The following is a 24093-nucleotide window of genomic DNA, read 5'->3' as shown; positions in this document are numbered from 1 at the left end:
GAAGCTTTTATGAGCAAGCTTAAGTCCACAACCAGTGATAGCCAAAAGAGCCACTGGTACAGGGCCCCAGGCCGCACTCAAGAAAAACGCCTATCAGATTAACCATGACGATGGTAAAAAAAGCAGTGGCAACAGATTTTTCCACAAAACTGAAACGACGTGGCGCAAAATTGCGCTGGGAAAATCCTAGCATCATGGCAACCCCTGAATAAGCTAGAAGCCCGAAAAAGGCAACAGCTGACCAGGTATAAAGGTGCAGGCCAAAGAAAGCTTCACCAAAGCCCGGGTTGCCAGGAAGGATATGCAGTAGCACTTGTCGCCCAGCCACAGCTAAACCGGCAAGCCCTGATAGTATGACCATTCCATAATGTACAGGTCGCACACCAAAGCGCAGGTTCATCAGCAGTCCAATACCCACCATAGTAAAAGCCACCCTCTGCAGTAAGCATAGAGGGCAGGGTGGCTGATGGAAAAACAGCTCCACGAGGAAAGCAAACCACAATGCCACTGTAATCAGTAACAGAAGCAGGGCGTCGAACCTTCGCACCGTATACACCATGGCGAGCCCCTTTGAGGCCTATTCTTAGAAGGAAAGGTGTAGCTTAGTAGTCCAATGATATGTGAACCAGGCAAGATAAATTGCCAAGGTCACGAGCCACCAGCCAATTGCCGCCCGCGGGTGTCCACTCCAGATGTACCATGCTGACAGTAAGGTGGTGATAAATGGCAATAACATTACCACGGACTATCTCCGTAGACGGCGATAGCTTGATATTAGTATTGCCGTAGACAGTTCCCCAGATTTACTGCAAATTAACGCTGGCAGCTGGAACAGAAGAAAGTGTTTCTCTGGCCCAAAACCATGTCCCGCACCGCTCGTCCACACGAGGGACAAGGCTCACCTGCACGGCCATAAACATTGAGCTGCTGGGCGAAATAGCCCGGCTTTCCATCGCCCCCAATGAAATCCCGCAAGGTCGTTCCGCCCTGGGCGATTGCCTGACTCAGAACCTGCTTTATGGATTTGGCCATGCGCTGGTATCGGGCTTTGGAGATGGAACCGGCCTGTCGGTCGGGGCGAACCCCCGCTAGGTATAGGGATTCACTAGCGTAAATATTGCCCACCCCCACAACGATACGGCCATCCATAATGAAGGTTTTAACCGACTGCTTACGCTTTCGCGAAGCTTCAAACAAATAGTCACCACAAAATTCTTCTGAGAGAGGCTCGGGACCCAGGTGGCTGAGCAAATCATGAGTCAGTGGGTCCGCCGCCGTCCACAATAGGGCACCAAAACGGCGAGGGTCGCGGTAACGCAGTGTGAGACCGCTATCCAGGCGCCAGTCGATATGATCATGCTTTTCCGGTGCCAGTGCAGGCTCAACCATACGCAGACTGCCAGACATCCCTAGGTGCCAGATAGCGCAGCCTTTGTCAGTATGCACCAGTAGGTACTTAGCCCGGCGCTCCAGCTTCAGTATTCGGGCATTTCGGATACGACGTTCAAAGTCTGCGTCCACAGTCCAGCGCAATTGGTGCTGACGCACCTTTGCGGAGCGAATTTTGTGCCCCTCCAAGTGAGGTTTCAGACCTCTGAGGGTGGTTTCTACTTCCGGGAGCTCTGGCATCGTCTGGAATACCCTGTCTAAACTGGCTGCTCAATTTCCACAACGCACAAAAAAGCCCGGTTAAAACCGGGCTTTCTGTACAGTAGCGGTAGGCAATTACTTAATTTTGCCTTCCTTGTACATCACATGCTTACGTACAACGGGATCGTACTTTTTGATCTCCATCTTCTCGGGCATGTTGCGCTTGTTCTTGGTAGTGGTGTAGAAGTGGCCAGTACCGGCGCTGGAATTCAGACGAATCTTCTCACGCATTGCTCTATCTCCAATCTATTAGCTGGGTTACAGCTGTTACACTTTTTCGCCGCGGGCGCGCAGCTCAGTCAGGACAGCGTCGATACCTTTCTTATCGATAACGCGCATGCCTTTTGCGGAAACACGCAGTTTCACGAAACGCTTCTCGGACTCAACCCAGAAACGGTGACTGTGCAGATTTGGCACGAAGCGACGCTTGGTGCGGTTCTTAGCGTGGGATACATTGTTTCCGGTGACCGGACGCTTACCGGTTACCTGACATACCTTGGACATCTGTTGGCCTCTTCAAAACGCTTGTGCCCGCATAGCGCCAATCCTGAAGAGGAAAAGGTAGTGCGGGAACATAAAAATCGGGATTCTAATCCGGTTCCTGGATGGCGGCGGAACCTGTGCAGAATCTGGCCCGGCCGCAAAGAGCGGCGTTTTATACCAAAAGAGCCCGTAGGGAGCAAGTTTTGTACAGCAGTTCTGCGCCGATCACGGCATCTTTACAGAAGCCCCTGCTCGGCAAAGGATAAAGCCTTGTCCTCACCAACGATTAAGTGATCTAGAACTTTAATATCGACCAGCTCCAAGGCCTGTACCAAGCGCTCAGTGATCCATATGTCCGCTTGGCTGGGCTCACAGATGCCAGAGGGGTGATTGTGCGCCAGGATTAGCGCTGCCGCATTGCGATGCAGAGCCGTCTGTACCACCTCACGGGGATAGACACTGGCAGCATTGAGCGTTCCCTCAAACAGCTCCTCAAAAGCAATCACACGATGCTGGGTATCCAGGTACAGGCAGCAGAATACTTCCCGTCGGCGGTGGCGCAGCTGCATCGCTAAATAGTCTCGCACTGCAGCCGGGCTGCACAGTGCGCTCCCTTGGCTCACAGTCTCCGCCAAATGGCGCCTTGCCATTTCCAGCGCCGCTTGCAGCTGGACAAACTTGGCATCCCCCAATCCGCGCGCGCGACAAAACTGGTCCCTATCCACTTCTAGCAGCGCTCGTAGACCGCCGAACTCAGTCAGTAGACTGCGTGCCAAGTCCACCGCCGAAACCCCTGGCAAACCCACACGCAGGAATATGGCCAACAACTCCGCGTCCGACAACGCTGCGGCACCTCGCGCCAACAACTTCTCCCGAGGCCTTTCAGCCTCCGGCCAATCCTTGATTTTCATATCCACTTCCCAGCCTTTCCTGGCAGCCTTTTTCTGTGAACCCTCTCACCAACTCACCCCAAACGCGATTTTCGTGTCTATTCTCCGCCTTATAAGTACGGACGCAGAAATGCTAATCTAACCCGCTCGCATATATTCGGAAACTGTATCTATGTCCCCCCTTACCAATAAACGCATTCTTTTGGGTATCAGTGGCGGTATCGCCGCATACAAAAGCGCCGACCTGGTACGCCGTCTGAAAGATCGCGGTGCCGAGGTAAGGGTGGTTATGACTGCCGGAGCCCAAAAATTTGTGCAGCCCCTGACTTTCCAGGCTCTGTCTAGCAACCCTGTTCACTCTGACCTGTTGGACCCTGCCGCTGAAGCAGCCATGGGGCATATTGAGCTGGCCAAGTGGGCCGAGCTAATCCTGATTGCACCCGCAAGCGCCCAGGTGATGGCGAAACTCACCTGCGGCATGGCCGATGATCTGCTCAACACCCTGTGCCTGGCCAGTGAGGCACCCCTGGCGCTAGCACCCGCAATGAATCAGGCCATGTGGCGCCACCCCGCTACAACAGCCAATGCAAAAACTCTGCGCGACCGCGGAGTTCACTTATGGGGTCCAGCGGCCGGCAGTCAAGCCTGTGGAGATGTAGGGCCGGGGCGCATGCTCGAGCCCGCAGAGTTAGTACTACAGGCGGAAACTATGTTCGGCAGTAGCGACTGCCTGCAAGGCAAAAACGTAGTCATCACCGCTGGTCCAACCCGCGAAGCACTGGACCCGGTACGCTATCTGAGCAACCACAGTTCCGGCAAAATGGGGTTCGCACTAGCCAAGGCCGCTCAACAGGCCGGCGCCCAGGTAACATTGATTGCCGGGCCGGTAAACTTGGCCACTCCGGCCCATGTTAAGCGCGTCGACGTTGTCGACGCACGAGAAATGCGCGCTGCTGCCGAGCGCGCAGCGGACCTCTGTGACATCTTTATCAGCGCTGCCGCTGTTGCAGATTTTCGTCCAGCCGCCGCCGCCGAGCAAAAAATCAAGAAGCAGGAAGACCATGATGAAAGCTCTATTGCCCTGATTAAAAACCCCGATATCGTTGCCGGTATCGCTGCACGCGTGGAACGACGCCCATTTACGGTTGGCTTTGCCGCAGAGACCCAACAGGTGGAGCAGTATGCACTGAGTAAGCTGCAGCGAAAAAATCTAGATATGATAATTGCCAATGATGTAAGCCGCGCAGATAGCGGTTTTAACAGCGACCACAACGCGGTCACAGTGATAGATCGAAATGGCAGCGATACTCTACCGCCAGCCTTGAAGACCGATCTGGCCAGGCAGCTTATAGAAATAATTGCCACCAAGGCACAACAGTAAAAAATCTCGGACAGGAATATCTGTGGTTTCCAAGAACAACAGTCAACGCAATTCAGCATTGCACAAAGGACTACTACTACCTTCCCTACTGGCCGCAGTAGCCTGGCTCTGTGGAGCCTATTTAATCATTGAACATCTGGTCAAACCCCATAACCGTTCCCAGGTGGCCAAGGCGGCTGAAAAACAGGGAGAAACATTAGCTCAGGTAATTCAACAGCAACTGATCGAGCGTTCTCGGCGCCTGCAAAAAATCAGTGCGTTACAGACGCCGGCTGCCACTCTTCTCAATACTGCCGAACTGCCAGAGCAATCGAGGGTGCAGGTATTTAGCAGCGCGCAGATTCAGGTCGGAGCCGGCTCAGACCCGAGTCTCAATTTCGCCCTGGTAGATCTGCTCAAACGAACCCGATTGGACGCACAGCAACCCCTGGAAATACTGCGCACAGGCTCCGATAACAGCTGGCAATTACACAACGTCATCAACCTAAGTAGCGAGCAACTGCTGGTAAGCCAACCCTTTACCGTAATAGAAAGCACTCTGGATGACCTTGATAAGGGTCAGGGACAAATTCAGCTCACCCAGAAATTTCCCGATGGGGCTGCACAAACTCTATGGAGCAGCGGGCAGGGTGGGAGCTATACCTCCACTGTGGATATTCAGGGAAGTTATCTGCATGTGAAATTTAGCCCTTCCACTACATTCACCGAACAATACAGCCTGTCGACGCTTTGGATTTATCTCGGTGCCGGTGCCGGCCTGCTGGTTACACTGCTGCTATTGATACGCTTTCTTCCACAAGACACTCGCGCTCCCTGGGAACGCAGCCAAAGAAACACAAAAGACAGCGAGAGGACGAGTAAACTTGGAGAAATAGAGGGTGAGGCCCCACAGCAGGATGGTTCCCTGCCCCAGAGCCTGGCCGCGGCCCCCAGTATCGCTCCACAGGCCACCGAGCAAAGCCATGCAGAAAATACCCCTAAAGAAGTGAACAAGCCGCACTCCTCTCTGGGCACCGAGTTTCCCGCGCACGTATTTCGCGCATACGACATTCGCGGTATTGCCGGCGATGAGATCAACGAGCCTTTCGCATACCAGCTTGGGCGCGCTCTCGGTACCCTAGCCCTACACGCAGGGGAGCATATTCTGCTTGTGGGACGCGATGGCCGAAATAGCAGTGAACTGCTCAGTAATTGTCTGATGGAAGGTATTCTCGATACCGGCTGTAACAGTGTTGACCTGGGCTTGGTCCCATCACCTTTACTCTATTACGCTTGCGCAAAAGGCAAGAACACCACCAGTGGAGTTATAGTAACCGCCAGCCACAACCCCGCCGAATACAATGGATTCAAGATTATACTCAAGGGCCGCCCTCTGGCCGAGGAGAAGCTCCAGGGGCTTTACCAGCTAATGAAAAAGGGCCCTTTCAAGGATGGAGAAGGCAGTAACCGCGAGCAGGATATCAAAGACAAGTATATCGATGAGATCTTCAACAATGTAGCGCTCGCCGGGCAGCCTCACCTAGTAGTGGACGCGGGCAACGGCGCTACTTCCCTACTGGCCCCGCGCCTGTTCGAGCAACTGGGCTGTGCAGTAACACCAATATTCTGCGAAGTGGATGGGAACTTCCCCAACCACCCGCCAGATCCTTCGCGCCCGGAAAACCTCCAGGCTCTGATAGATAAAGTCGCTGAGGCCGGAGCGGACTTGGGCGTGGCTCTCGATGGCGACGGCGATCGGGTTACCCTGGTATCCAGCAGTGGATGTATCGCCTGGGCCGACCAACTGGTTATGTTGTTAGCCAGGGATATTCTCGGCAGGCACCCCGGTGAAAGCATTGTCTTTGATGTGAAAAGCAGTCGCAGCCTGGCGCAATTGGTCAGCCAATATGGAGGCCGACCGGTAATGTGGAAAACAGGCCATGCCCCGATGAAAACCAAAATGCTGGAAACCAAAGCCATTCTTGGTGGCGAATTATCCGGGCATATTTTCATCAAGGATCGTTGGTTTGGCTTTGATGATGGTATTTACGCGGCTGCGCGCATCCTGGAAATTATGGCACTACGTGAACAGAGCCTCGACGAGTTGCTGGACACCCTACCCAAAATGCAAAGTACCCCAGAAATCCTGTTACCTGTGGCGGAGCAGGAAAAATTTGCCCTGATTGAAAAGTTACGCGAGCAAGGGGGCTTTACCGGTGCGGACGTCAATACTATCGATGGCTTGCGAATAGAGTTCAACGATGGCTGGGGACTGGTGCGGGCCTCCAATACTACTAGCGTTTTAACCCTTCGTTTTGAAGCTGAAAATGAAGAGGCTCTAGAACGTATTCGCAAACAGGTTATGGATCAGCTCAAAAAAATCGATCCCACTATTACCGTGCCTAACTGGCAGCTTCTCGACTGACGAGTATAAATTGACCTGAATATACTGCGGCACAGATAAGTGCCGCTGCCGACCGGCGGTCGGTATGTTTATATCCACAACATATCCGCGTACCTGCGCGGCACTCTCGGCATAGATTGGGCGGCAGGAGAATTCCGCTCAAACGTGCCTTACTCCAAAGGAATTTCCATGTCCCTCGATAAAAAGTCCGCACTGCGTGTTGCCCAGGTCCTGAATGAGGCATTGCCTTATATCCAGCAATTTACCAGCAAGACTGTTGTAGTGAAGTTTGGCGGAAATGCCATGGTGGACAGGGAGCTTCAGAACAGCTTTGCCCGGGATATTATCCTGATGAAGCTGGTTGGTATGAACCCCGTGGTGGTACACGGCGGCGGTCCGCAAATTGGTCAGCTCCTGAACAAACTGAGTATCGAATCCCGTTTTGTCGATGGTATGCGCATCACTGACAGCGAAACCATGGATGTGGTGGAAATGGTGTTAGGCGGCACCGTCAATAAACAAATTGTCAACTTGATCAACCATAACGGCGGCCGTGCTGTGGGTGTCACCGGTAAGGATGGCTTATTAATCAAGGCACGCAAACTCACCAGGAAAAATGAGAGTGCCGGCCTGCATGCCTCGGAGATTATCGACATCGGCCAGGTGGGCGAGGTAGAAAAGGTCAATACCGATGTTATTGATATGTTGATTCACAGCGATTTTATTCCGGTAATCGCTCCAATTGGGGTCGACAAGGATGGTATTTCATACAATATCAATGCGGACTTGGTCGCCGGTAAAATTGCCGAATGTCTAAAAGCAGAAAAACTGATGCTACTCACCAACGTATCGGGCCTTAAAGATAAAAAGGGAGAGGTACTGACCGGTTTGAGTACACCGCAGGTAGAAGGCTTAATTGCAGACGGTACAATTCACGGCGGCATGCTGCCCAAAATTGCCTGCGCATTGCATGCTGTTAAAGCCGGCGTGACCTCGGCACATATTATCGATGGCAGGGTACCCCATGCGGTATTGCTGGAAATCTTCACAGATACCGGCGTTGGCACCCTAATTACCAACAATGACGCATAAAGCGGACACACAATCGTCCTTGGCAATTGAAGACAGCCGAGCGAATCGGTAGGATTCCGCCGCCGCAATATTAAGGCAACAAGAGCAAAAACCACCGTCCGCTCCCCAAGCGGACTAAAGGCAGTCAATGAGCAGCGAAAAAATCAATCGGCGTCAACAGATCCTGGAAGCTCTGGCACATATGCTGGAAGCCAGTCCCGGCGCACGTATTACAACTGCAGCCCTGGCCAAGGAAGTCGGCTTCTCAGAAGCGGCGCTTTATCGCCATTTCCCAAGTAAATCAAAAATGTTTGAAGGTCTTATCGAATTTATCGAGGAGACAGTTTTCACACGCATTGCAATGATTTTGCAGGAGGAGCCCTCAGCCCTGAACCGTTGCCAGAAAATTCTGCACCTTCTTCTGGCTTTCTGTGAGCGCAATCCGGGTATAACCCGCCTCCTCACTGGCGATGCACTGACAGGCGAAACTGAGCGATTACACGGGCGTATCCTGCAGCTATTCGATCGCCTGGAGACCCAGATCCGGCAAATTCTGCGCGAGGCAGAGCTTCGCGAACACCTCCGCCCAACTCTGCCCCTGGGCGGTGCCGCCAATCTGTTACTGGCCAGTGCCGAAGGCCGTATCGTGCAATACGTACGCAGCGGCTTCAAGCGCAAGCCTACAGAATACTGGGCTGAGCAATGGCCGGTCTTAACCTCGGGGTTTTTCCGTGAGACAGTGGCTGCAGCTCGCTAAATAGCTGCAGCCAAGCCACGGAATAATTTAGAAAAATGACGCCGGTTGGAGCCTGAGGATAAAACTCACTGAGCAATTATCCTCGCGAATTCGGCTTCATTTAGTGTTTAGCCATAAGCTCAGCATAGCGCGCAGCAGCTTTATCAAACTCATCATTGATAGAGACGGCCTCATCAGCGCGCCGGCTGAGCCGCTCACGCAACACTGAAACCTCTTTTTGCAGGTCGGCAATACGCTGCAGCAGTTCCGGGGCCACCTCGCGACCACCGCGCTGGGTACGTGCCGCGCTCGCTTCTTCCTGAGCAATCTGTAGACCGAGGCTATTGATATTCGAGCGCATAATCGCCATGTCCTGCTCGACAATTGCCAACTTGCGTTTACGCGCACTCTCAATATCGGCAACACTGTTGTAACGCTTGAGCAGTTTGCGATCAGCTTCTTTCTGAACCTCCTGCTGACGTTGAACCTCATACTCCTCTGGGCTCAATTGCGGCGGCACCACCTCCAATACTCGACCGGAGTGACTGAGGATCTCATAGCCCCCAGCCACATATTCAGGAGGCACGCTCTCATTGAGCACCAAAATGCCCTGATTATCAGTGTAGCGATAAAGTACCTGCCCCCTGGCTCCGCCTGCGGCATTTGCCAGGATGGAGAGCAGTAAAAGGCCTGGAACCAGTAAACGTGCAATAGGGGCGATTGGCATCGCTCTTCTCACTAAACAGTGCGGCCCGCTGCAGGAAAAGGCCTATTTATTGACCTGAAACCCCATAACGTTGCCGGTAGTCCACAATTTTTTGCAGGGTCTCGCCGTCCTGCGATTCCTGCTCGAGAAAGCTGATCACATGATCCAACTGGACAATGCTGATCACTGGAATATTGTACTGTCTCTCTACTTTCTGAATAGCGGAGAATTCACAATCCTCACCGGCTTTTTCCTGACGGTTCAAACCAATCACTACACCCGCCGGTTCAGCACCATGAGACTCGATAATCTGCATGACTTCACGCACCGCGGTGCCCGCAGTAATCACATCATCGATAATCAAAACCTTGCCATTAAGCGGCGCACCCACTAAGGTTCCGCCTTCGCCGTGATCCTTGGCCTCTTTGCGGTTGTAGCAAAAAGGTTTATCAATGCCTTTCTGGGCCAATGCCACGGCAGTCACCGCACCCAGCGGAATGCCCTTGTAAGCCGGTCCGAAAATGACATCAAACTCCACTCCCGATGCGATAATCGCTTCGGCGTAGGCCTGTCCGAGTGCTGCCAGTGCGGCACCGGTGTGGAATCGGCCGGCATTGAAGAAGTAGGGGCTCTGACGGCCTGATTTCAAGGTGAAGTCGCCAAAACACAACACCTGATGATCCAGGGCCAATTGGATAAAATCGCGCTGATATTGCTGCATGGAAAATTGTTAACTATTGGCTAAGGTGAAGGGAGACCTCCCCGAAGCAATCCCGGGGATAGGCATGCAAATAATGTTTCTAATGATACACAGTCCGCTGGTAAGGGGCTAATAATGCGAATAGTGAGCTTGTCTGTAGACGGCATTCATCAGGCCGCACAACGCGGTCTCTACGATTGGTTGGCTGAGCAGGACGCAGACATTATCTGCCTTCAGGACCTGCGCTCCCTGGAGCCAGAGCTTGACCACCCCATATTCCACCCCGACGGCTATTACAGCTATTTTTTCGACTCGGGCACACCCCATGAAAACGGTGTGGCGATCTATACGCGCAACCAGCCCAAGGCGATTATTTTTGGAATGGGCTTTGCCAATGGCGAAGATATGTACGGACGTTATTTGCAAGCAGACTTCGAACGCCTGAGTGTTGGTTCCCTGCTTGCTCCAGTGGCTACGGATGAAGCATCACTGGAGAAAAAGGTCCAGTTCTTCGACGATATGCAGGCGCATTTGCATAAGATCAGCCGCAAACGCCGCGATTTTATTTTCTGTGGCAACTGGGGCATGGCCCACCGCCGGGCCGATGTGCAGAACTGGCAAGATCACCAGGATAGCCCCGGGTTTATGCGCCACGAGCAGCGCTGGCTGGACCAACTGTTCAATGAGATTGGCTATGTCGATGCCTTCCGCCGCGTAGTCAAAGACACCGATGAATTTACCTGGTGGCCGAGCGGCGCCGTGGGCGAGGGCGATGGCTGGCGCACCGACATGCAAATCGTGTCGCATGGCTTGAAAAACCGTATCGAATATGGGGCTATCAACAAGAACGTTAAATTTTCCAGTCACCTTCCAGTGATGATGGATTACGACATTGAAGTGTGAATGCTATGAAGCCTGGATTCGTCCAGGCTTCATAGATCAGCTTACTTGTTGGCGACATACAGGACTCGCCATCAGTTACCGGTTGCTACTGATTTAGCGCCTCCTGTTGGAGTGCAATCAGTTCATCAATACCTGCCTTGCCAAGCCCCAGCAGCTGTGCGAACTGCTTCTCAGTGAAAGGCTTGCCCTCTGCTGTACCCTGAACTTCAATCATGCCACCATCTGCTGCCATCACCAGATTCATATCGGTATCAGCCGCACTATCCTCCGGGTAATCCAGGTCGAGTACTGCCTCGCCATCATAGATACCAACAGAAACCGCAGCGACCAAGTTGAGCAATGGATCCTCGGTAAGGATTTTTTCTCGCTGCATATAGCGCAGGGCGTCCACCAAGGCCACACAGGCGCCAGTAATAGCGGCCGTTCGCGTACCGCCATCGGCCTGAATAACATCGCAATCCAAGGTGATCTGGTTTTCACCTAGCTTTTCCAAATCTACCGCTGCGCGTAAAGAGCGGCCTATCAAGCGCTGGATCTCAACAGTGCGGCCACTCTGCTTGCCCTTGGCCGCTTCGCGCGGCATACGCGAGTCGGTGGAACGCGGCAGCATCCCATACTCAGCGGTAATCCAACCACTACCTTGACCACGCAAAAACCGCGGCACTTCACTCGACACCGATGCGTTACACAAAACTTTTGTATCGCCGAACTCTACCAAAACAGAGCCCTCAGCGTGACGGGTGTAGTTACGGGTTATTTGAATCTGGCGCAATTGCGCCGCTGCGCGGCCGCTGGGACGCTGCATAGCTCACCTCAGAAAATTATATGAAAGCCCAGCATTATATACCCCAGCATGCCTGTCCGAACGCTGTGCTATGATGCCGGGCCGATAAATACGCCTGCAGGGGATCAGCAATGGCCAATAACCGGGAACAAAACAAAGTGCGGAGCATGACTGCTTTCGGCCGCGCCGAAGGCACTTACGCTACAGGGACCACTATCTGGGAACTGCGCTCGGTTAATCATCGCTACCTAGAGCCCCATTTTCGTCTGCCAGAGGTTGGACGTCCTTTAGAGGCCCAGTTACGTGACGCTCTACGCAAAACCCTGTCCCGCGGAAAGCTTGAACTCACCCTGACCATCAAACCTAACGGTGTGGAGAGTAGCGGCCTCGAAATAAACCAGCCCCTAGCACAGGCATTAATTCAGGCCGCCAAACAAGTGGCTGCAGGTGAAGAGATACAGCCATTAAATCCTCTGCAGCTATTACAGTGGCCCGGAGTGATCAGCGAGCCGGAAGCCGATACCGAGCAGCAGTCAGCAACTATCCTGAAGGCATTTCACGAGGCGTTGCAGCAGTTACGCGCAAATCGCGAACGCGAGGGCGCAGAGCTGGCAAAGTTTATTGAAGCCCGTCTCAAAGGAATTGAAGAGCAGGTGGCTAATGTTCGCGAACTGCTCCCACAAATACTGGAAGCCCAACGGGAAAAGCTACGTAGCCGCCTGGAAGAGCTTTCTGTGGACCTGGATAATGAGCGTCTTGAGCAAGAGATAGTGCTACTGGCTCAAAAAGCCGATGTTGATGAAGAGCTGGACCGTCTGAGTGCCCATACTGCAGAAACCCGCCGCGTGCTCGCCGGCGGTGGCGCAATTGGCCGACGCCTTGATTTCCTGATGCAGGAGTTTAACCGGGAAGCCAACACTCTTTCATCAAAGTCCATTGTGACTGACACCACTCAAGCAGCTGTAGAACTGAAAGTATTAATCGAGCAGATGCGTGAGCAAGTACAGAATATTGAGTAGGAAAACCATAGGGCTTTTACAACTAAAGTGAAGGCTCTATATTCTCCCACCTTCGACAGAACTATTCTTTTTAGTCTTCCCCACGTTAAAAATTAAAATTTATGCGTAAAAGTTTTAAATGGGCTGGAGCAATTTTTTTTGTATTAGCCACTATTGAAATTATCAATATAATTACGGGGCGATCACTAAATCATTTCGGCCTAGTCCCAAGGTCTCTCAGCCATCTACCTCATATTTTTTCCGCTCCACTGCTACATGGAAGTGTGTGGCACTTTTTATCAAACATAGTAACTCTGTGCGTATTTAGCTTTTTGGTATTACAATACGGAGTTAAAACCTACCTGAAAATAACAATCGCTATTTTAGTTACTACCGGGCTTACCGTTTGGCTATTTGCAAGAGACGGAAACCACCTGGGGGCAAGTTCGATAATCTATGGTTATTTCGGTTTTTTGCTAATGGCTGGATTTATCAGCAGGCAGTTTAGTCGATTAATTGTGTCCATCTTTATAGGGATTTTTTATGGGGGAATGATTATTGGCCTGCTGCCTAAAGGAAATTATATTTCCTGGGAGTCACACCTATTTGGCTTCATCTTTGGCATATTGGCGGCGAGGCTTTGGGCGCACACTCCCAGCTATAATATAGCCCGGTAAGCGACATCAACTACGTGAGACTGTTAGTCTTCAGAGTGGTTATACACATCAACCCCGAGATAGAAATAAAAGCCTTTCAAAATAAAATATAAATAATTAAAGCGCACCTTTCACAAACATTCAAAGCATCCTTCTGAGCCCAAACAGACTTAACCTTCCCTGAATTAATAAAATCTGAGAGCAATGTCTCATTCTTAAAGATATCAAATAGGATCACCGTCTTAGTTGAATCCCAGGGCTAATTTGCCTCTGATGAAAGGTCTAAGAATTCAAGCTAGCTAAAGAAAAAAACCACTTCGAAAAACATAACGATACTTCCTGTCTAGCAGAAAATTGTATTAATTTTTTTCATAACAATTCTTATATTCTCTTCGCTCTCATTTTCAATGAGAACTGCAGCACACTTCCTCAATAGACAATTTCTCAATACCTGACTTTTTTTTCAAAACTTATAAATTTGTCGCAAAAAGCCACAAGTTTTATTGGGTTTTCACTGAGGATAATGATTTCGATATCGTTATATACCTGTGCCCGATTGAAACTCTGGTACCAATTTTAGTGAAACTGACTAATTGATCATGTGATTGGCAGTTTTTTGGCTAACCCGTTTGGCAAATTTATTTTGCCAATACGAGGTGACACAGGAGTGGCCGGCCTGCCAGAACACTGACTGGCATCCGGACAAATAGAATCTCGGAGAAATAACAATAATGAAATCATCATTGAAAACTCTTTTTCAAAAGACAGCTTTAGCGAGCTCACTTTCAATACTGTGCGCGGCACCCTTCGCTGCCCATGCAGAAGAGGCGGACAACACTCTGCTGACCGATCGCATCATCGTAAAATATAAAAATAACGCCAAGGTCGGTCGGGCTGCCACTATGGCCCAAGAGACTGTGGAAAAGGCTTCTCGTCGCGCCGGCCACAAGATGCGTCACCTACGCCGTATGGCTACCGGTGCACAAGTAATGCGCCTTGAGGGGCGGAAAAATAAAGCTGAGCTGGAAGCCATTATCAGCCGCCTGAAGCAGGATCCGGATGTGGAGTATGCCGAGCCTGACCGTATTATGCGCGCTATGGCCACACCTAATGACCCGAGCTATCTCAATCAATGGCACTATTTTGAGACCACCGGCGGCCTGAACCTGCCTTCAGCTTGGGATGTAACCCAGGGTGAAGGAGCTGTTGTCGCCGTACTTGATACCGGTTATCGCCCACACCCCGATCTGGTCGGCAACATTCTGCCGGGCTATGACATGATTTCTGATACCTTTGTCTCTGTGGATGGAGACGGCCGCGATAGCGATGCCACTGATCCAGGTGACTGGTACACCAATAAGGCCTGTGGCGATGATCCACGTATCCCCTCAGAAAGTGACAGCAGCTGGCACGGCACTCACGTAGCCGGCACTATTGCCGGGGTCACCAATAACAATATGGGCATCGCCGGGGTCGCCTATAAAGCCAAGGTCGTTCCGATTCGTGTACTCGGTCGCTGTGGTGGTTATACCTCTGATATTGCCGACGGCATTATTTGGGGAGCAGGCGGTTCCGTCAGTGGCCTGCCGACTAATGCTAATCCAGCCCAAGTACTCAACCTGAGTCTTGGTGGCGGCGGTAGTTGTGATACTACAACCCAAAATGCTATCAATACCGCCCGCAGCCTGGGCGCCACCGTTGTAGTTGCCGCTGGTAATGACAATACCAATGCCAGCCAGTTCAGCCCGGCAAGCTGTAATGGAGTTATTACGGTTGCAGCAACTAACCGTAACGGCGGGCGCTCTTACTACTCCAACTACGGCAATGTAGTGGATGTTGCCGCACCGGGTGGAGCACAGAGCTTCCTCAACGACCCGAATGGTATTCTGTCCACACACAACAGCGGTGCAACAAACCCAAGCAGTGATAGCTATTTCTACAGCCAAGGCACCAGCATGGCCGCGCCTCACGTTGCCGGTGCTGCCGCGCTGCTCTACTCAGTCAACCCGAACCTGAGCCCGGACGAGGTGGAATCAATCCTAACCAGCACTGCCCGTAGCTTCCCGTCCTCATGCAGCAGCTGTGGTACCGGTATTGTCGATGCGGCGGCAGCTGTAGCCATGGCCAGCGGCGATGATGGCGGTGGCAACGGAAATGGCGATGGAGTGAGCTGGACAGAGACCAACCTCTCCGGCAGCTGGCGCAGTCGGCAGGACTTCACTATCGAAGTGGCGGCTGGCACCTCTTCCCTGAACGTACAAATGTACGGTGGCGAGGGTGATGCAGACCTGTACGTGGGACACAGCAATGCCTCACAATGGGCATGCACCTCTAGAGAGTCGAGCAATAACGAAAGCTGCACCATCAATAATCCGCAGTCTGGTACCTGGGATATCACCGTATACGGCTACAGGTCCTATACTGGTGCAACCCTGGAGGCGGAAGCCGTGCCCTAAGCGGCAAGTTAAATTTACCATTATTGGAAAAGGCCGGTATTTACCGGCCTTTTCTTTTCTGCTCTCAAACTATTCAGTTTTAGCTAGCGAGCAAATGCAGCAAATTGAGTATCCACCGGTGTATCGGCAAAATGATTGATGTAATTGCTCATCACTTTCTGCGCAACTCCGGCAATTATCTCGAGCAGGCTCTGTCGATTGTAACCAGCCGCATAAAAGCGCTCCAATACCTCATCTGAAATCACACCGCGCTCACGGACAATCGCCAGGGTGGTATCCCTGAGTACTTCTAGCTTTTCAGTTGGCAGGGATGTCTTATTTCTAAGAGCCTCATTTACTTCGTCTGCCACCTTCATCGCCTTGGCAATGGCACTGTGTGCCGGCACACAGTAGTGGCAGTTGTGCTCCACATTGATGGTTTGCCACACCACTGTCATTTCCTCAGCTGTAAATGAAGTATTCAGAAAATACTGGTGTAAATCCTGGTAAGCAGCAAGGGCCTGGGGAGACTCCGCCATAACCCCATGCAAGTTAGGAATATACCCAAATGCCTTGAGAGATTTCTGTAGGAGGGGTTTGCTGTCTTCTGGTGCGCTTTCAAGGTCGTAAATTTGAAACTCTTTCATCGCTGAACCTACCTTCATTGTTTGGGTTAAATACTTGAGCGATCGATCAAGTGAGGCTCAGACTACCCAATATTGAGCGACTGTTCAATATTAAATGGTAATTGGCGTACACCCCTTGAAAGGGTAAAATTTGAGCAATTGCTCAATTGGAGGCTGCATGGCGAACACCGCGAAATTCAATCGTCGGGAAGTACTACAGAAGGCGACTAGGCTTTTCTGGCAGAATGGATTTCACGCCACATCGACCCGTGACCTGCAGCAGGCCACCAATCTTCGACCTGGCAGTATTTATGCAGCTTTTGGCAGTAAATCTGGTCTTTTCAAAGAAGTTCTCGCCTATTACGCGCAAAACCGCGATGAATTACTCCATCGCTGTATGGCAGAAGAGACAAGCACTCTGGGCGGCTTGCGCGCCTATTTCCGCTACATACTGCTTGGTGATGACGTTGATGCCCCAAACGAGCTCTGCTTATTGGCCAAAGCCATCTCTGAGCTGGATGAAGGGGAGGAGACGCTATTGGACGAGGCCCGCTCCTTGCTGGCTGCACATGGTGAAAAGTTTCGCCTCTATGTGGAGGAGGCGGTAAGCGCTGGAGAGCTGCCCCAGGATACAAATTCAGAGCTACTCGCCCGCCAGCTACAGGTTCAAATGATCGGGCTGCGCACTTTCCTCCGTGCCACCTCGGACCGCGCGGCAGTAGAGCAGATGATAGGGAAGCTATTTGACCCAGCCCCGGCGCAGACGTCCAACTAGGGAGATTCTGTGCTTGGAAGCTAACCTTCTCAAACTAACGCTGACGGATTTCGGAATCCAGCTCCTGCGGACATTTGCCCTGCACAGCCCCTATGGCAAAGTCAGGTAAGACGGTATCGAGCAATAACTATAAGAGGTCGCCGTGAGTCTGATTACCTACGCTATCCCCTTTTTCCTGTTCGCCATTCTGGCAGAGCTTGCCCTGGACCGCTGGAGAGGTTGGGGGGTCTACCGCCTTAACGACACCCTGGGCAATCTCAGCACCGGCATCCTTAGCAGAATCCTGGGACTGACTTATAAAAGCCTTTTCCTGATTATCTATATCCCTCTGTTCCAACTACTACAACCTTACTACCAAGCAATGGGTTTCGACTGGTCCATCAGTAACGGCTGGCACCTGCTGATCGCCGTAATCGCCTACGATTTCTGTTATTACTGGAAGCATCGCATCTGCCATGAAATCAATGTGTTTTGGGCCGAACATCTGGTGCATCATCAAAGTGAGGACTACAACCTGAGTACCGCCCTACGCCAGTCCAGTGGCGGGCTGCAATTGGATTGGGTTTTCTATCTACCACTATTGCTTATCGGCTTGCCGGCGGAAATGGTGATCGTTGCCGGTGCACTGGATCTGATTTATCAGTTCTGGGTACACACGCAAAAGATTCCCAAAGTCCGCTGGATGGAATGGCTGTTTATAACCCCCTCCAATCATCGTGTGCACCATGCGCAAAACAAGGTCTATGTGGATAAAAACTACGGCGGCATCCTGATTCTGTGGGACCGGCTGTTTGGCACTTATCAAGAGGAGCTTGAGCATGAGCCCTGTATTTACGGTGTGCGCAAAGCGCTTAACACCTTCGACCCTCTTGCAGCTAACCTTCAGCACCTGAAACGCATGGCTAAGGACGCCTGGTATACAAAGAGCTGGTGGGACAAGCTCACCCTCTGGTTCCGCCGCACCGGTTACAGGCCCACCGACGCCGAGGCGGCTATGCCTGTACCCTCTACCAACCTGGCACATTTTCAGCGCTACGACCCACCTATTCGCCATGCCCGCCGTGTGTATGCACTGGCCCAGCACCTATGTTACTCCGCCGCAACCCTGGCCTTACTCTGGTATTACGAATCGCTGAACTTTGCCTATCTAATCTCGGTAGTTGCCCTGCTGGTTTTCAGCCTGGTTATCAACGGCCGCATTCTCGATGGCCACCACTGGGTGAAATATCTGGAACCCCTGCGCTTGGCGCTCCTGGTTGCACTATTACCGTTGCTAAATACCCAATTTGTCCCACTTTTTATGGCCTATATTTCTGTCAGCGCGCTGATGTGGTGGTGGTTGGCAATCACTGACAAAGAGGATAAAGTCGCTGTCGTTAGCGATTAGCAACAAGGGGCAACCTCAGTCGCATGATGTTGGTGGTGATTGAGCAAACTCCTGCTGGGCGATCCCGGCCGGTCTCAGGGGTGCAGTCTGTAGCGCACTTCTGGAACTCCCAACACATACCCCCAACTCCGGCCGGGGTTTAGCCTCCCATGCATACCCCGCCGTTTGAGACAGCGCGAATCTAACCGCTTCGGTTATAATGCACGCTTTGCCTTCGAATAGGATCAGTTGTGCCTACAGGAACTCTCTATACCGTATCTGCACCCTCGGGTGCGGGGAAGACCAGTCTGGTAAAGGCGCTGGTGGACAACGACACCCAAGTCACCGTCTCCATTTCCCATACCACCCGTGCCATGCGCCCCGGTGAGGTCAACGGTGTCGACTACCACTTTATCGAGCGCAAAGAGTTTCTGGCAATGCTCGAAGAAAATGCCTTCCTCGAGCACGCCCAGGTATATGGAGACAACTACTACGGCACAGCCAAAGGCAGTATTGAAGAAGTTCTCAACAGTGGCCGCGATGTGATCCTGGAGATCGACTGGCAGGGGGCCGCCCAGGTACGGCGTCTGCTTCCAGATACGGTGGGCATATTTATTCTGCCTCCCTCTCAGGAGGCATTGCGCCAGCGCCTCACCGGGCGCGGCCAGGATGACCAGGCTGTTATAGAACGGCGCATGGACCTGGCCATCGATGAGATGACACATTATGTCGAAGCAGATTACCTGGTGATTAACGATAATTTCGACCAGGCCCTGATGGAGCTAAGTTGCATTATCACAGCCCAGCGCCAGCGCCTCGGGCAACAACAGCTGCGCCATGGCGAGCTATTAAAGGCATTGCTGCGCCATTGAGCCGATTGATCGAATTGCGTACACTCCGCGGTCCGGTAAAATAACCGGTCCTCCCGAACAGAATTTGCCCTTATGGGCACAGTGAATGGAACCGAAAGTTTATGGCACGTATCACAGTTGAAGATTGCCTCGAGCACGTCGACAACCGCTTCGAACTCGTTATCGTGGGCAGCAAGCGCGCCCGCCAGATTGCTACTGGCGGCCAGGATCCCATGGTTCCAGAAGAGAATGATAAACCCACAGTAATCGCCCTGCGGGAGATCGAGGAAGGCCTGGTAGATGCCAGCATCCTCGACCAGCCGGATCGCGAAGAAGCCCCGGCCCCCATGGTGGCCCCGGCCTACCTATCAGACCAGGAAATCTGATCCTGGCCTGTTCGAACTGGAAGTCTATGAGTTATACGAGAGGCGCGCGCGGCATTGCACACCATCGATAGTCTGGCCCACCGCCTCTCTTCATACCTGCCCCCCGATCAGATCCAGATAGTCCGTCGCGCCTACTTCTATGCGGAGCAGGCCCACGACGGCCAGCAGCGTCGCTCCGGCGAGCCCTATGTAACTCACCCACTGGCGGTGGCTACCATCCTTGCGGGCATGCATATGGATCACGAGAGCCTGGCCGCGGCCATGCTGCACGACGTGATTGAGGATACCGGGATTCCAAAGGCAGCTCTGGCTGAGCAGTTTGGCAGCGAGGTGGCCGATATTGTCGACGGCGTCTCCAAACTGACCCAGTTTGAAACTGACAGTGCGGCAGAAAAGCAGGCAGAGAACTTCCAGAAGATGGCCCTGGCCATGGCGCGTGATATCCGCGTAATCCTGGTCAAACTCGCTGACCGACTGCATAACATGCGTACGCTGGGCGCGCTAAAACCGCAAAAACGCGCACGCATCGCCCGGGAGACCCTCGAAATCTACGCCCCTATCGCCCATCGCCTGGGCATGAATGATGTGCGTATCGAGTTTGAGGACCGCGCCTTCTTCGCAATCTATCCACTGCGCGCCAGCCGATTACGCGCCGCCCTTGTAGCCGCGCGCGGCAATCGCAAGGAGCTGTTAGAACAAATCCAGAATGCTATCGAGTTGCGCCTGCAGCGAGAGGGGATCAGCTCTCTGGTCATTGGCCGCGAGAAACATCTATACAGCATCTATCAGAAGATGCGCGCCAAGAAGAAGTCATTTAAGGAAATCATGGATGTCTACGCCTTCCGCATTATCGTGGACAGCGTGGATACCTGTTACCGGGTTTTAGGTGTGATGCACAGCCTGTATAAGCCGGTCATTTCCGAATTTAAAGACTACGTCGCCATCCCCAAATCCAATGGCTACCAATCACTGCACACCGTTTTGCTCGGCATGCATGGGGTACCAATCGAGGTACAGGTTCGTACCAAGGAAATGGATGAGATGGCCAATAGTGGCATTGCTGCCCACTGGTTGTACAAAGCTTCCGGCGATGAAGTGATTAATACCGGCGGCACCAGCCAAGTGCGCGCGCGCCGCTGGGTGCAGGGCCTGCTGGAAATGCAGCAACGCGCTGGTGACTCGTTGGAGTTTATTGAAAACGTTAAAATCGATCTGTTCCCCGATGAGGTGTACGTATTCACCCCCAAAGGTCAGATTGTCGACCTGCCAGCCGGTGCCACTGCCGTGGATTTCGCCTACTCGGTGCATACGGATATCGGCAACTCCTGTGTAGCGGTGCGTATTAATCAGCGCCTGGCACCGCTATCGCAACCCCTCGAAAGTGGTCAGAGAGTGGAAATCCTCACCCGTAAAAGTGCCCAACCAAATCCCAACTGGCTCAATTTTGTCGTCACTGCCAAGGCGCGCAGTGCAATTCGGCACTTCCTAAAGCACCAGCGTCACCACGACTCTATTGCCCTGGGACGACGCCTGCTGGAAAAGGCTCTGGGAAAATTCGACACGCGCCTGGAGGAACTCACTCCGGAACAATTGGAACGGGGCCTACAGGAAGCCAAGTGCGCGACATTGGACAAGTTGCTCGAAGAGATAGGCCTGGGCAATAAGGTCGCCTTCTCCGCCGCAAAGCTACTGGCACCAGCCCACAGTGAAGAGGCGGAAACCGGCAATATTTCTTCACCACTGACGATCGATGCCCAGGAGGGCATGATGATCAGTTTTGCACGCTGCTGTCGCCCGATTCCCGGGGATACCATCCTGGGTCATATCAGCTCCGGAAAAGGCGTTGTGGTACACCGCGATACCTGCCGCAACACCAGTGAGTTCCGTGAACACCCAGAAAACCTGATGCTGGTGAACTGGTCTCCCGACGTAACTGGAGAATTCCTCGGTGATGTTCGCGTGGAGGTTGAATCGGAGCGAGGTATTATTGCGCGTCTAGCCACCCGCATTACCGAGGAGGGGGCCAGCATTGAACAAATCAATGTGGATGAAAAAGATGCGCACAATAGCGTGATCTCCCTGACGCTGGAAGTGAGTGGGCGGGTGCATCTGGCAAGGGTGATGAAACGACTGCGCAACCTGCCATCAGTAATCCGTATCTCCCGCCCCTAAGGCGCTTATCAGCTCATTATTTACTGCCACTTAGCAATGCAATGATGGCTGTCAGTAACGCTGACATTTGCCATCAAAGCACGTTATATTTAGCCGCTTTCCGTAAATACCAATAAGTAATGGAGTGCCCCGCATGCCCAACCGCGCAATTATCAAAACTGACAAGGCTCCGGCTGCAGCTGGTACCTATTCACAAGCGGTGAAGGTTAACAACACGGTTTACCTATCCGGGCAGATAGGGCTGGACCCAAAAAATCAGCAGATGGTTTCAGGCAGCTTCGCCGATGAAGCACGCCAGGTATTTCGCAACCTGAGTGCCGTGTGTGAAGCGGCAGATGGCTCACTCAATCATATTGTGAAGCTGAACTTGTTCATCACCGACAGCGGTAATTTTGCTGCGGTCAATGAAATCATGGCTGAATTTTTCCAGGAGCCTTATCCAGCACGGGCCACTGTAGTCGTCAAAGAGCTCCCACTGGGGGCCCAGTTTGAAGCCGAAGGCGTAATGGTGCCCTGATTTTCTACAATGCAAAATAAAGCCGGGCCAATCGCCCGGCTCATCTCTACCCTTCCGCTTCAAGAAGGGCGCTATAGCCCACTTTATAATCCGGATACTTCAGCTCGTAGCCGCTGGCCAGCATTCGCTGATTACTGAGCTTCTTAGATCGACGCTCACTGGTTTGCACTATCTCGCGCAAATGGGCACTGGTATAGCCCATCGCCTTCACCAGCCACTGCTGCAACTCATACATGGGCACCGGCTTGCTATCGGCACCAATATATAAGTTTTCTGGGGACCAGCCCTGTTTATGTCTCTCAATTAGATGCAATAAAAAGCCAATGCAGTCATCCACATGGATGCGATTGCTGTACTGTGGAGGTTGCGGAGGGGCACAGCGTCCGGCACGTACCTGGGAAAGCAGGCGGTCACGGCCCGGCCCATAAATACCGGCAAAACGCACTATGCAAGTGCCGGGCATCGCCGAGCGGATGATATCCTCCGCAGCCAGCAGAGCCTCTCCCTGAAAACCACTGGGGACAGGGGGAGTCTGTTCATCGATAAAATCATCGCCGCTCTGACCGTAAACACGGGTGGAAGATACCCAAAGCACCAGGCGCGGAGGTTTAGACAGGTGCGGGATCGCCTCGGCGAGAGCCCGAGCAGTCTCTACATAAGCACGCTGGTATCCATTAGGTGTGTGTTCGTCGGGGGTAAATGTGGCGAGTATGATATCGGCACCATCTGCCAGCAGGCGCTCAATGTCACCGGCCTTTGTGGCATCTCCCCTGCGCCAGTTAACAACATCGGCGCGGCGCTTACTCGCCAAAGCCACCAGTGGGTTACGACGCATTCCGAAAACGCTGTATTTCTTCCGGTCGATATTCAGCGCGAGGCGCGCCCCAAGGTCACCACACCCAAGGATCCAAAGCTTTTCTTGTTGTGTCATATAGTTCTCGGCGGAGGGTGCCAAGTGCCGCACCAACCGTCATATTCCCTTAATTTTTATGCTGTTGAGTCCTGTTGGAGAAACATAAGATCCTCTGCAACACAGATCCTTCTCACCCGATCACTCCGGGTCCTCCAAAATTAACCCGCAAACGATTGCGATACCACCATCCATGGATACCGAAGCGGGGCAGCTTATGCCCCACAAATCAAACTGCCGCTCTGGTTTTGAACTAGTTACCGCGCCGCTTGAGTAAACGGTATACAGCGAGAAAGATTATCGCACCAATGGTCGCTGTTATTATGTCGCCAAATCCGAAACCGGTCACGGGTCCGCCGAAACCAATTAAGGCACCGAGCCAGCCTCCGATAAACGCACCGATAATGCCGATGACCATAGTCACTATCCAGCCACCAGGGTCTTTGCCTGGCATGATCCACTTGGCCAAAGCGCCGGCAATAAGTCCGAGAATGATCCAGGATAGAACTCCCATGACGTTTCTCCGTTCGGTATGCCCCCATAAGATATAGCAAAATTTTGCGCCTCAATCCCCTATCGACGTCCACAATTGGTAAATTTTTCCAACTTTCAGTCTCCAGGCAGAAGGCTAGGGGCAGGGTGAGACACAGTATTGGCGAGCAGCTATTATTTATGAATAATAGCTATCACCTGAGACCATTTAATTGTCTTTAC

At 52.5% G+C, this 24093-nt stretch carries 26 protein-coding genes; 14 read left to right on the top strand and 12 right to left on the bottom strand.

Features of this window, described 5'->3' with window-relative positions; all coding sequences use genetic code 11:
- Positions 1–19: 19 nt before the first annotated feature.
- From ABWV76_RS10050 to radC, 6 genes are all read right to left on the bottom strand, one after another.
- The gene (locus ABWV76_RS10050) at positions 20–547 is read right to left on the bottom strand and encodes a disulfide bond formation protein B (protein ID WP_353375880.1); all 528 of its coding nucleotides are present in this window, start codon (positions 545–547) and stop codon (positions 20–22) included.
- Between the two features lie 36 nt (positions 548–583).
- Complete coding sequence (locus tag ABWV76_RS10045; RefSeq protein WP_245556704.1) at positions 584–736, bottom strand: DUF5993 family protein; 153 nt, start codon at positions 734–736, stop codon at positions 584–586.
- 77 nt (positions 737–813) lie between these two features.
- Positions 814–1629, bottom strand: coding sequence for a bifunctional DNA-formamidopyrimidine glycosylase/DNA-(apurinic or apyrimidinic site) lyase (gene mutM / locus ABWV76_RS10040; protein WP_020413984.1), 816 nt, complete (start codon positions 1627–1629; stop codon positions 814–816).
- 96 nt (positions 1630–1725) lie between these two features.
- Positions 1726–1881 carry a 50S ribosomal protein L33 gene (gene rpmG / locus ABWV76_RS10035; protein ID WP_020413983.1) on the bottom strand — a complete coding sequence of 52 codons (156 nt, stop codon included), beginning with the start codon at positions 1879–1881 and terminating at the stop codon, positions 1726–1728.
- A 36-nt stretch (positions 1882–1917) separates the two neighbouring features.
- The gene (gene rpmB / locus ABWV76_RS10030) at positions 1918–2154 is read right to left on the bottom strand and encodes a 50S ribosomal protein L28 (RefSeq protein WP_020413982.1); all 237 of its coding nucleotides are present in this window, start codon (positions 2152–2154) and stop codon (positions 1918–1920) included.
- Between the two features lie 215 nt (positions 2155–2369).
- The gene (gene radC / locus ABWV76_RS10025) at positions 2370–3044 is read right to left on the bottom strand and encodes a RadC family protein (protein ID WP_020413981.1); all 675 of its coding nucleotides are present in this window, start codon (positions 3042–3044) and stop codon (positions 2370–2372) included.
- Between the two features lie 151 nt (positions 3045–3195).
- Between radC and coaBC the strand changes: the two genes are divergently transcribed.
- The 4 genes from coaBC (at position 3196) to slmA (ending at position 8615) form a co-directional block, all read left to right on the top strand.
- Positions 3196–4404: a bifunctional phosphopantothenoylcysteine decarboxylase/phosphopantothenate--cysteine ligase CoaBC gene (coaBC, locus tag ABWV76_RS10020; RefSeq protein ID WP_353375879.1), complete on the top strand. Its 1209-nt coding sequence runs from the start codon at positions 3196–3198 to the stop codon at positions 4402–4404.
- Positions 4405–4426: 22 nt separating this feature from the next.
- The gene (locus ABWV76_RS10015; protein WP_353375878.1) at positions 4427–6808 is read left to right on the top strand and encodes a phosphomannomutase/phosphoglucomutase; all 2382 of its coding nucleotides are present in this window, start codon (positions 4427–4429) and stop codon (positions 6806–6808) included.
- A 168-nt stretch (positions 6809–6976) separates the two neighbouring features.
- Positions 6977–7879 carry an acetylglutamate kinase gene (argB, locus tag ABWV76_RS10010; protein ID WP_282953646.1) on the top strand — a complete coding sequence of 301 codons (903 nt, stop codon included), beginning with the start codon at positions 6977–6979 and terminating at the stop codon, positions 7877–7879.
- Positions 7880–8006: 127 nt separating this feature from the next.
- The gene (slmA, locus tag ABWV76_RS10005; RefSeq protein WP_020413977.1) at positions 8007–8615 is read left to right on the top strand and encodes a nucleoid occlusion factor SlmA; all 609 of its coding nucleotides are present in this window, start codon (positions 8007–8009) and stop codon (positions 8613–8615) included.
- A gap of 100 nt (positions 8616–8715) precedes the next feature.
- Here the strand turns inward: slmA and ABWV76_RS10000 are convergent, their stop codons facing one another.
- Complete coding sequence (locus ABWV76_RS10000) at positions 8716–9321, bottom strand: hypothetical protein (RefSeq protein WP_020413976.1); 606 nt, start codon at positions 9319–9321, stop codon at positions 8716–8718.
- Positions 9322–9367: 46 nt separating this feature from the next.
- Positions 9368–10021: an orotate phosphoribosyltransferase gene (gene pyrE / locus ABWV76_RS09995; RefSeq protein WP_353375877.1), complete on the bottom strand. Its 654-nt coding sequence runs from the start codon at positions 10019–10021 to the stop codon at positions 9368–9370.
- 114 nt (positions 10022–10135) lie between these two features.
- On the opposite strand from pyrE, the gene ABWV76_RS09990 reads away from it, so the two are divergent.
- Positions 10136–10903 carry an exodeoxyribonuclease III gene (locus tag ABWV76_RS09990; protein ID WP_282952087.1) on the top strand — a complete coding sequence of 256 codons (768 nt, stop codon included), beginning with the start codon at positions 10136–10138 and terminating at the stop codon, positions 10901–10903.
- Positions 10904–10988: 85 nt separating this feature from the next.
- On the opposite strand, the gene rph is transcribed toward ABWV76_RS09990, so the two are convergent.
- The gene (gene rph, locus ABWV76_RS09985; protein ID WP_282952086.1) at positions 10989–11708 is read right to left on the bottom strand and encodes a ribonuclease PH; all 720 of its coding nucleotides are present in this window, start codon (positions 11706–11708) and stop codon (positions 10989–10991) included.
- Positions 11709–11818: 110 nt separating this feature from the next.
- On the opposite strand from rph, the gene ABWV76_RS09980 reads away from it, so the two are divergent.
- The 3 genes from ABWV76_RS09980 to ABWV76_RS09970 all read left to right on the top strand — a co-directional run bounded on the left by ABWV76_RS09980 (position 11819) and on the right by ABWV76_RS09970 (position 15797).
- Positions 11819–12706, top strand: coding sequence for a YicC/YloC family endoribonuclease (locus ABWV76_RS09980; RefSeq protein ID WP_353375876.1), 888 nt, complete (start codon positions 11819–11821; stop codon positions 12704–12706).
- 101 nt (positions 12707–12807) lie between these two features.
- Positions 12808–13362 (top strand): rhomboid family intramembrane serine protease, encoded by a 555-nt coding sequence (locus ABWV76_RS09975; protein ID WP_026305159.1) that lies wholly within the window; start codon positions 12808–12810, stop codon positions 13360–13362.
- Positions 13363–14072: 710 nt separating this feature from the next.
- Positions 14073–15797, top strand: a complete 1725-nt coding sequence (locus ABWV76_RS09970; RefSeq protein WP_353375875.1) for a S8 family peptidase — start codon at positions 14073–14075, stop codon at positions 15795–15797.
- 83 nt (positions 15798–15880) lie between these two features.
- On the opposite strand, the gene ABWV76_RS09965 is transcribed toward ABWV76_RS09970, so the two are convergent.
- Entirely contained in the window at positions 15881–16423 is a 543-nt protein-coding gene (locus ABWV76_RS09965; protein ID WP_020413969.1) for a carboxymuconolactone decarboxylase family protein, read from the bottom strand.
- A gap of 157 nt (positions 16424–16580) precedes the next feature.
- Between ABWV76_RS09965 and ABWV76_RS09960 the strand changes: the two genes are divergently transcribed.
- The 6 genes from ABWV76_RS09960 (at position 16581) to ABWV76_RS09935 (ending at position 22469) form a co-directional block, all read left to right on the top strand.
- Complete coding sequence (locus tag ABWV76_RS09960) at positions 16581–17177, top strand: TetR/AcrR family transcriptional regulator (RefSeq protein ID WP_353375874.1); 597 nt, start codon at positions 16581–16583, stop codon at positions 17175–17177.
- 142 nt (positions 17178–17319) lie between these two features.
- Positions 17320–18564: a sterol desaturase family protein gene (locus ABWV76_RS09955; protein ID WP_353375873.1), complete on the top strand. Its 1245-nt coding sequence runs from the start codon at positions 17320–17322 to the stop codon at positions 18562–18564.
- A 230-nt stretch (positions 18565–18794) separates the two neighbouring features.
- The gene (gene gmk, locus ABWV76_RS09950; protein WP_353375872.1) at positions 18795–19415 is read left to right on the top strand and encodes a guanylate kinase; all 621 of its coding nucleotides are present in this window, start codon (positions 18795–18797) and stop codon (positions 19413–19415) included.
- 101 nt (positions 19416–19516) lie between these two features.
- Entirely contained in the window at positions 19517–19780 is a 264-nt protein-coding gene (gene rpoZ / locus ABWV76_RS09945) for a DNA-directed RNA polymerase subunit omega (protein WP_020413965.1), read from the top strand.
- A 54-nt stretch (positions 19781–19834) separates the two neighbouring features.
- Entirely contained in the window at positions 19835–21952 is a 2118-nt protein-coding gene (gene spoT / locus ABWV76_RS09940) for a bifunctional GTP diphosphokinase/guanosine-3',5'-bis pyrophosphate 3'-pyrophosphohydrolase (protein ID WP_020413964.1), read from the top strand.
- A 133-nt stretch (positions 21953–22085) separates the two neighbouring features.
- Entirely contained in the window at positions 22086–22469 is a 384-nt protein-coding gene (locus ABWV76_RS09935; protein ID WP_020413963.1) for a RidA family protein, read from the top strand.
- Between the two features lie 46 nt (positions 22470–22515).
- On the opposite strand, the gene ABWV76_RS09930 is transcribed toward ABWV76_RS09935, so the two are convergent.
- Positions 22516–23400: an NAD-dependent epimerase/dehydratase family protein gene (locus ABWV76_RS09930; RefSeq protein ID WP_353375871.1), complete on the bottom strand. Its 885-nt coding sequence runs from the start codon at positions 23398–23400 to the stop codon at positions 22516–22518.
- Positions 23401–23632: 232 nt separating this feature from the next.
- On the bottom strand, positions 23633–23893 hold the full coding sequence (locus ABWV76_RS09925; RefSeq protein WP_020413961.1) for a GlsB/YeaQ/YmgE family stress response membrane protein: 261 nt from the start codon (positions 23891–23893) through the stop codon (positions 23633–23635).
- Between the last annotated feature and the right edge of the window lie 200 nt (positions 23894–24093).

The sequence above is a fragment of the Microbulbifer sp. NBRC 101763 genome, assembly GCF_040371615.1.
Lineage (GTDB): Bacteria > Pseudomonadota > Gammaproteobacteria > Pseudomonadales > Cellvibrionaceae > Microbulbifer > Microbulbifer variabilis.
This window is presented reverse-complemented; position numbering and strand designations above follow the sequence as displayed.

Bases quoted from the DNA above. Each gene is read 5' to 3' on its own strand.
- ABWV76_RS10045 (WP_245556704.1), bottom strand. From the start codon at position 736: ATGTTATTGCCATTTATCACCACCTTACTGTCAGCATGGTACATCTGG.
- mutM (WP_020413984.1), bottom strand. From the start codon at position 1,629: ATGCCAGAGCTCCCGGAAGTAGAAACCACCCTCAGAGGTCTGAAACCT.
- rpmG (WP_020413983.1), bottom strand. From the start codon at position 1,881: ATGCGTGAGAAGATTCGTCTGAATTCCAGCGCCGGTACTGGCCACTTC.
- rpmB (WP_020413982.1), bottom strand. From the start codon at position 2,154: ATGTCCAAGGTATGTCAGGTAACCGGTAAGCGTCCGGTCACCGGAAAC.
- radC (WP_020413981.1), bottom strand. From the start codon at position 3,044: ATGAAAATCAAGGATTGGCCGGAGGCTGAAAGGCCTCGGGAGAAGTTG.
- coaBC (WP_353375879.1), top strand. From the start codon at position 3,196: ATGTCCCCCCTTACCAATAAACGCATTCTTTTGGGTATCAGTGGCGGT.
- argB (WP_282953646.1), top strand. From the start codon at position 6,977: ATGTCCCTCGATAAAAAGTCCGCACTGCGTGTTGCCCAGGTCCTGAAT.
- slmA (WP_020413977.1), top strand. From the start codon at position 8,007: ATGAGCAGCGAAAAAATCAATCGGCGTCAACAGATCCTGGAAGCTCTG.
- ABWV76_RS10000 (WP_020413976.1), bottom strand. From the start codon at position 9,321: ATGCCAATCGCCCCTATTGCACGTTTACTGGTTCCAGGCCTTTTACTG.
- pyrE (WP_353375877.1), bottom strand. From the start codon at position 10,021: ATGCAGCAATATCAGCGCGATTTTATCCAATTGGCCCTGGATCATCAG.
- ABWV76_RS09990 (WP_282952087.1), top strand. From the start codon at position 10,136: ATGCGAATAGTGAGCTTGTCTGTAGACGGCATTCATCAGGCCGCACAA.
- rph (WP_282952086.1), bottom strand. From the start codon at position 11,708: ATGCAGCGTCCCAGCGGCCGCGCAGCGGCGCAATTGCGCCAGATTCAA.
- ABWV76_RS09980 (WP_353375876.1), top strand. From the start codon at position 11,819: ATGGCCAATAACCGGGAACAAAACAAAGTGCGGAGCATGACTGCTTTC.
- ABWV76_RS09975 (WP_026305159.1), top strand. From the start codon at position 12,808: ATGCGTAAAAGTTTTAAATGGGCTGGAGCAATTTTTTTTGTATTAGCC.
- ABWV76_RS09970 (WP_353375875.1), top strand. From the start codon at position 14,073: ATGAAATCATCATTGAAAACTCTTTTTCAAAAGACAGCTTTAGCGAGC.
- ABWV76_RS09965 (WP_020413969.1), bottom strand. From the start codon at position 16,423: ATGAAAGAGTTTCAAATTTACGACCTTGAAAGCGCACCAGAAGACAGC.
- ABWV76_RS09960 (WP_353375874.1), top strand. From the start codon at position 16,581: ATGGCGAACACCGCGAAATTCAATCGTCGGGAAGTACTACAGAAGGCG.
- rpoZ (WP_020413965.1), top strand. From the start codon at position 19,517: ATGGCACGTATCACAGTTGAAGATTGCCTCGAGCACGTCGACAACCGC.
- ABWV76_RS09935 (WP_020413963.1), top strand. From the start codon at position 22,086: ATGCCCAACCGCGCAATTATCAAAACTGACAAGGCTCCGGCTGCAGCT.
- ABWV76_RS09930 (WP_353375871.1), bottom strand. From the start codon at position 23,400: ATGACACAACAAGAAAAGCTTTGGATCCTTGGGTGTGGTGACCTTGGG.
- ABWV76_RS09925 (WP_020413961.1), bottom strand. From the start codon at position 23,893: ATGGGAGTTCTATCCTGGATCATTCTCGGACTTATTGCCGGCGCTTTG.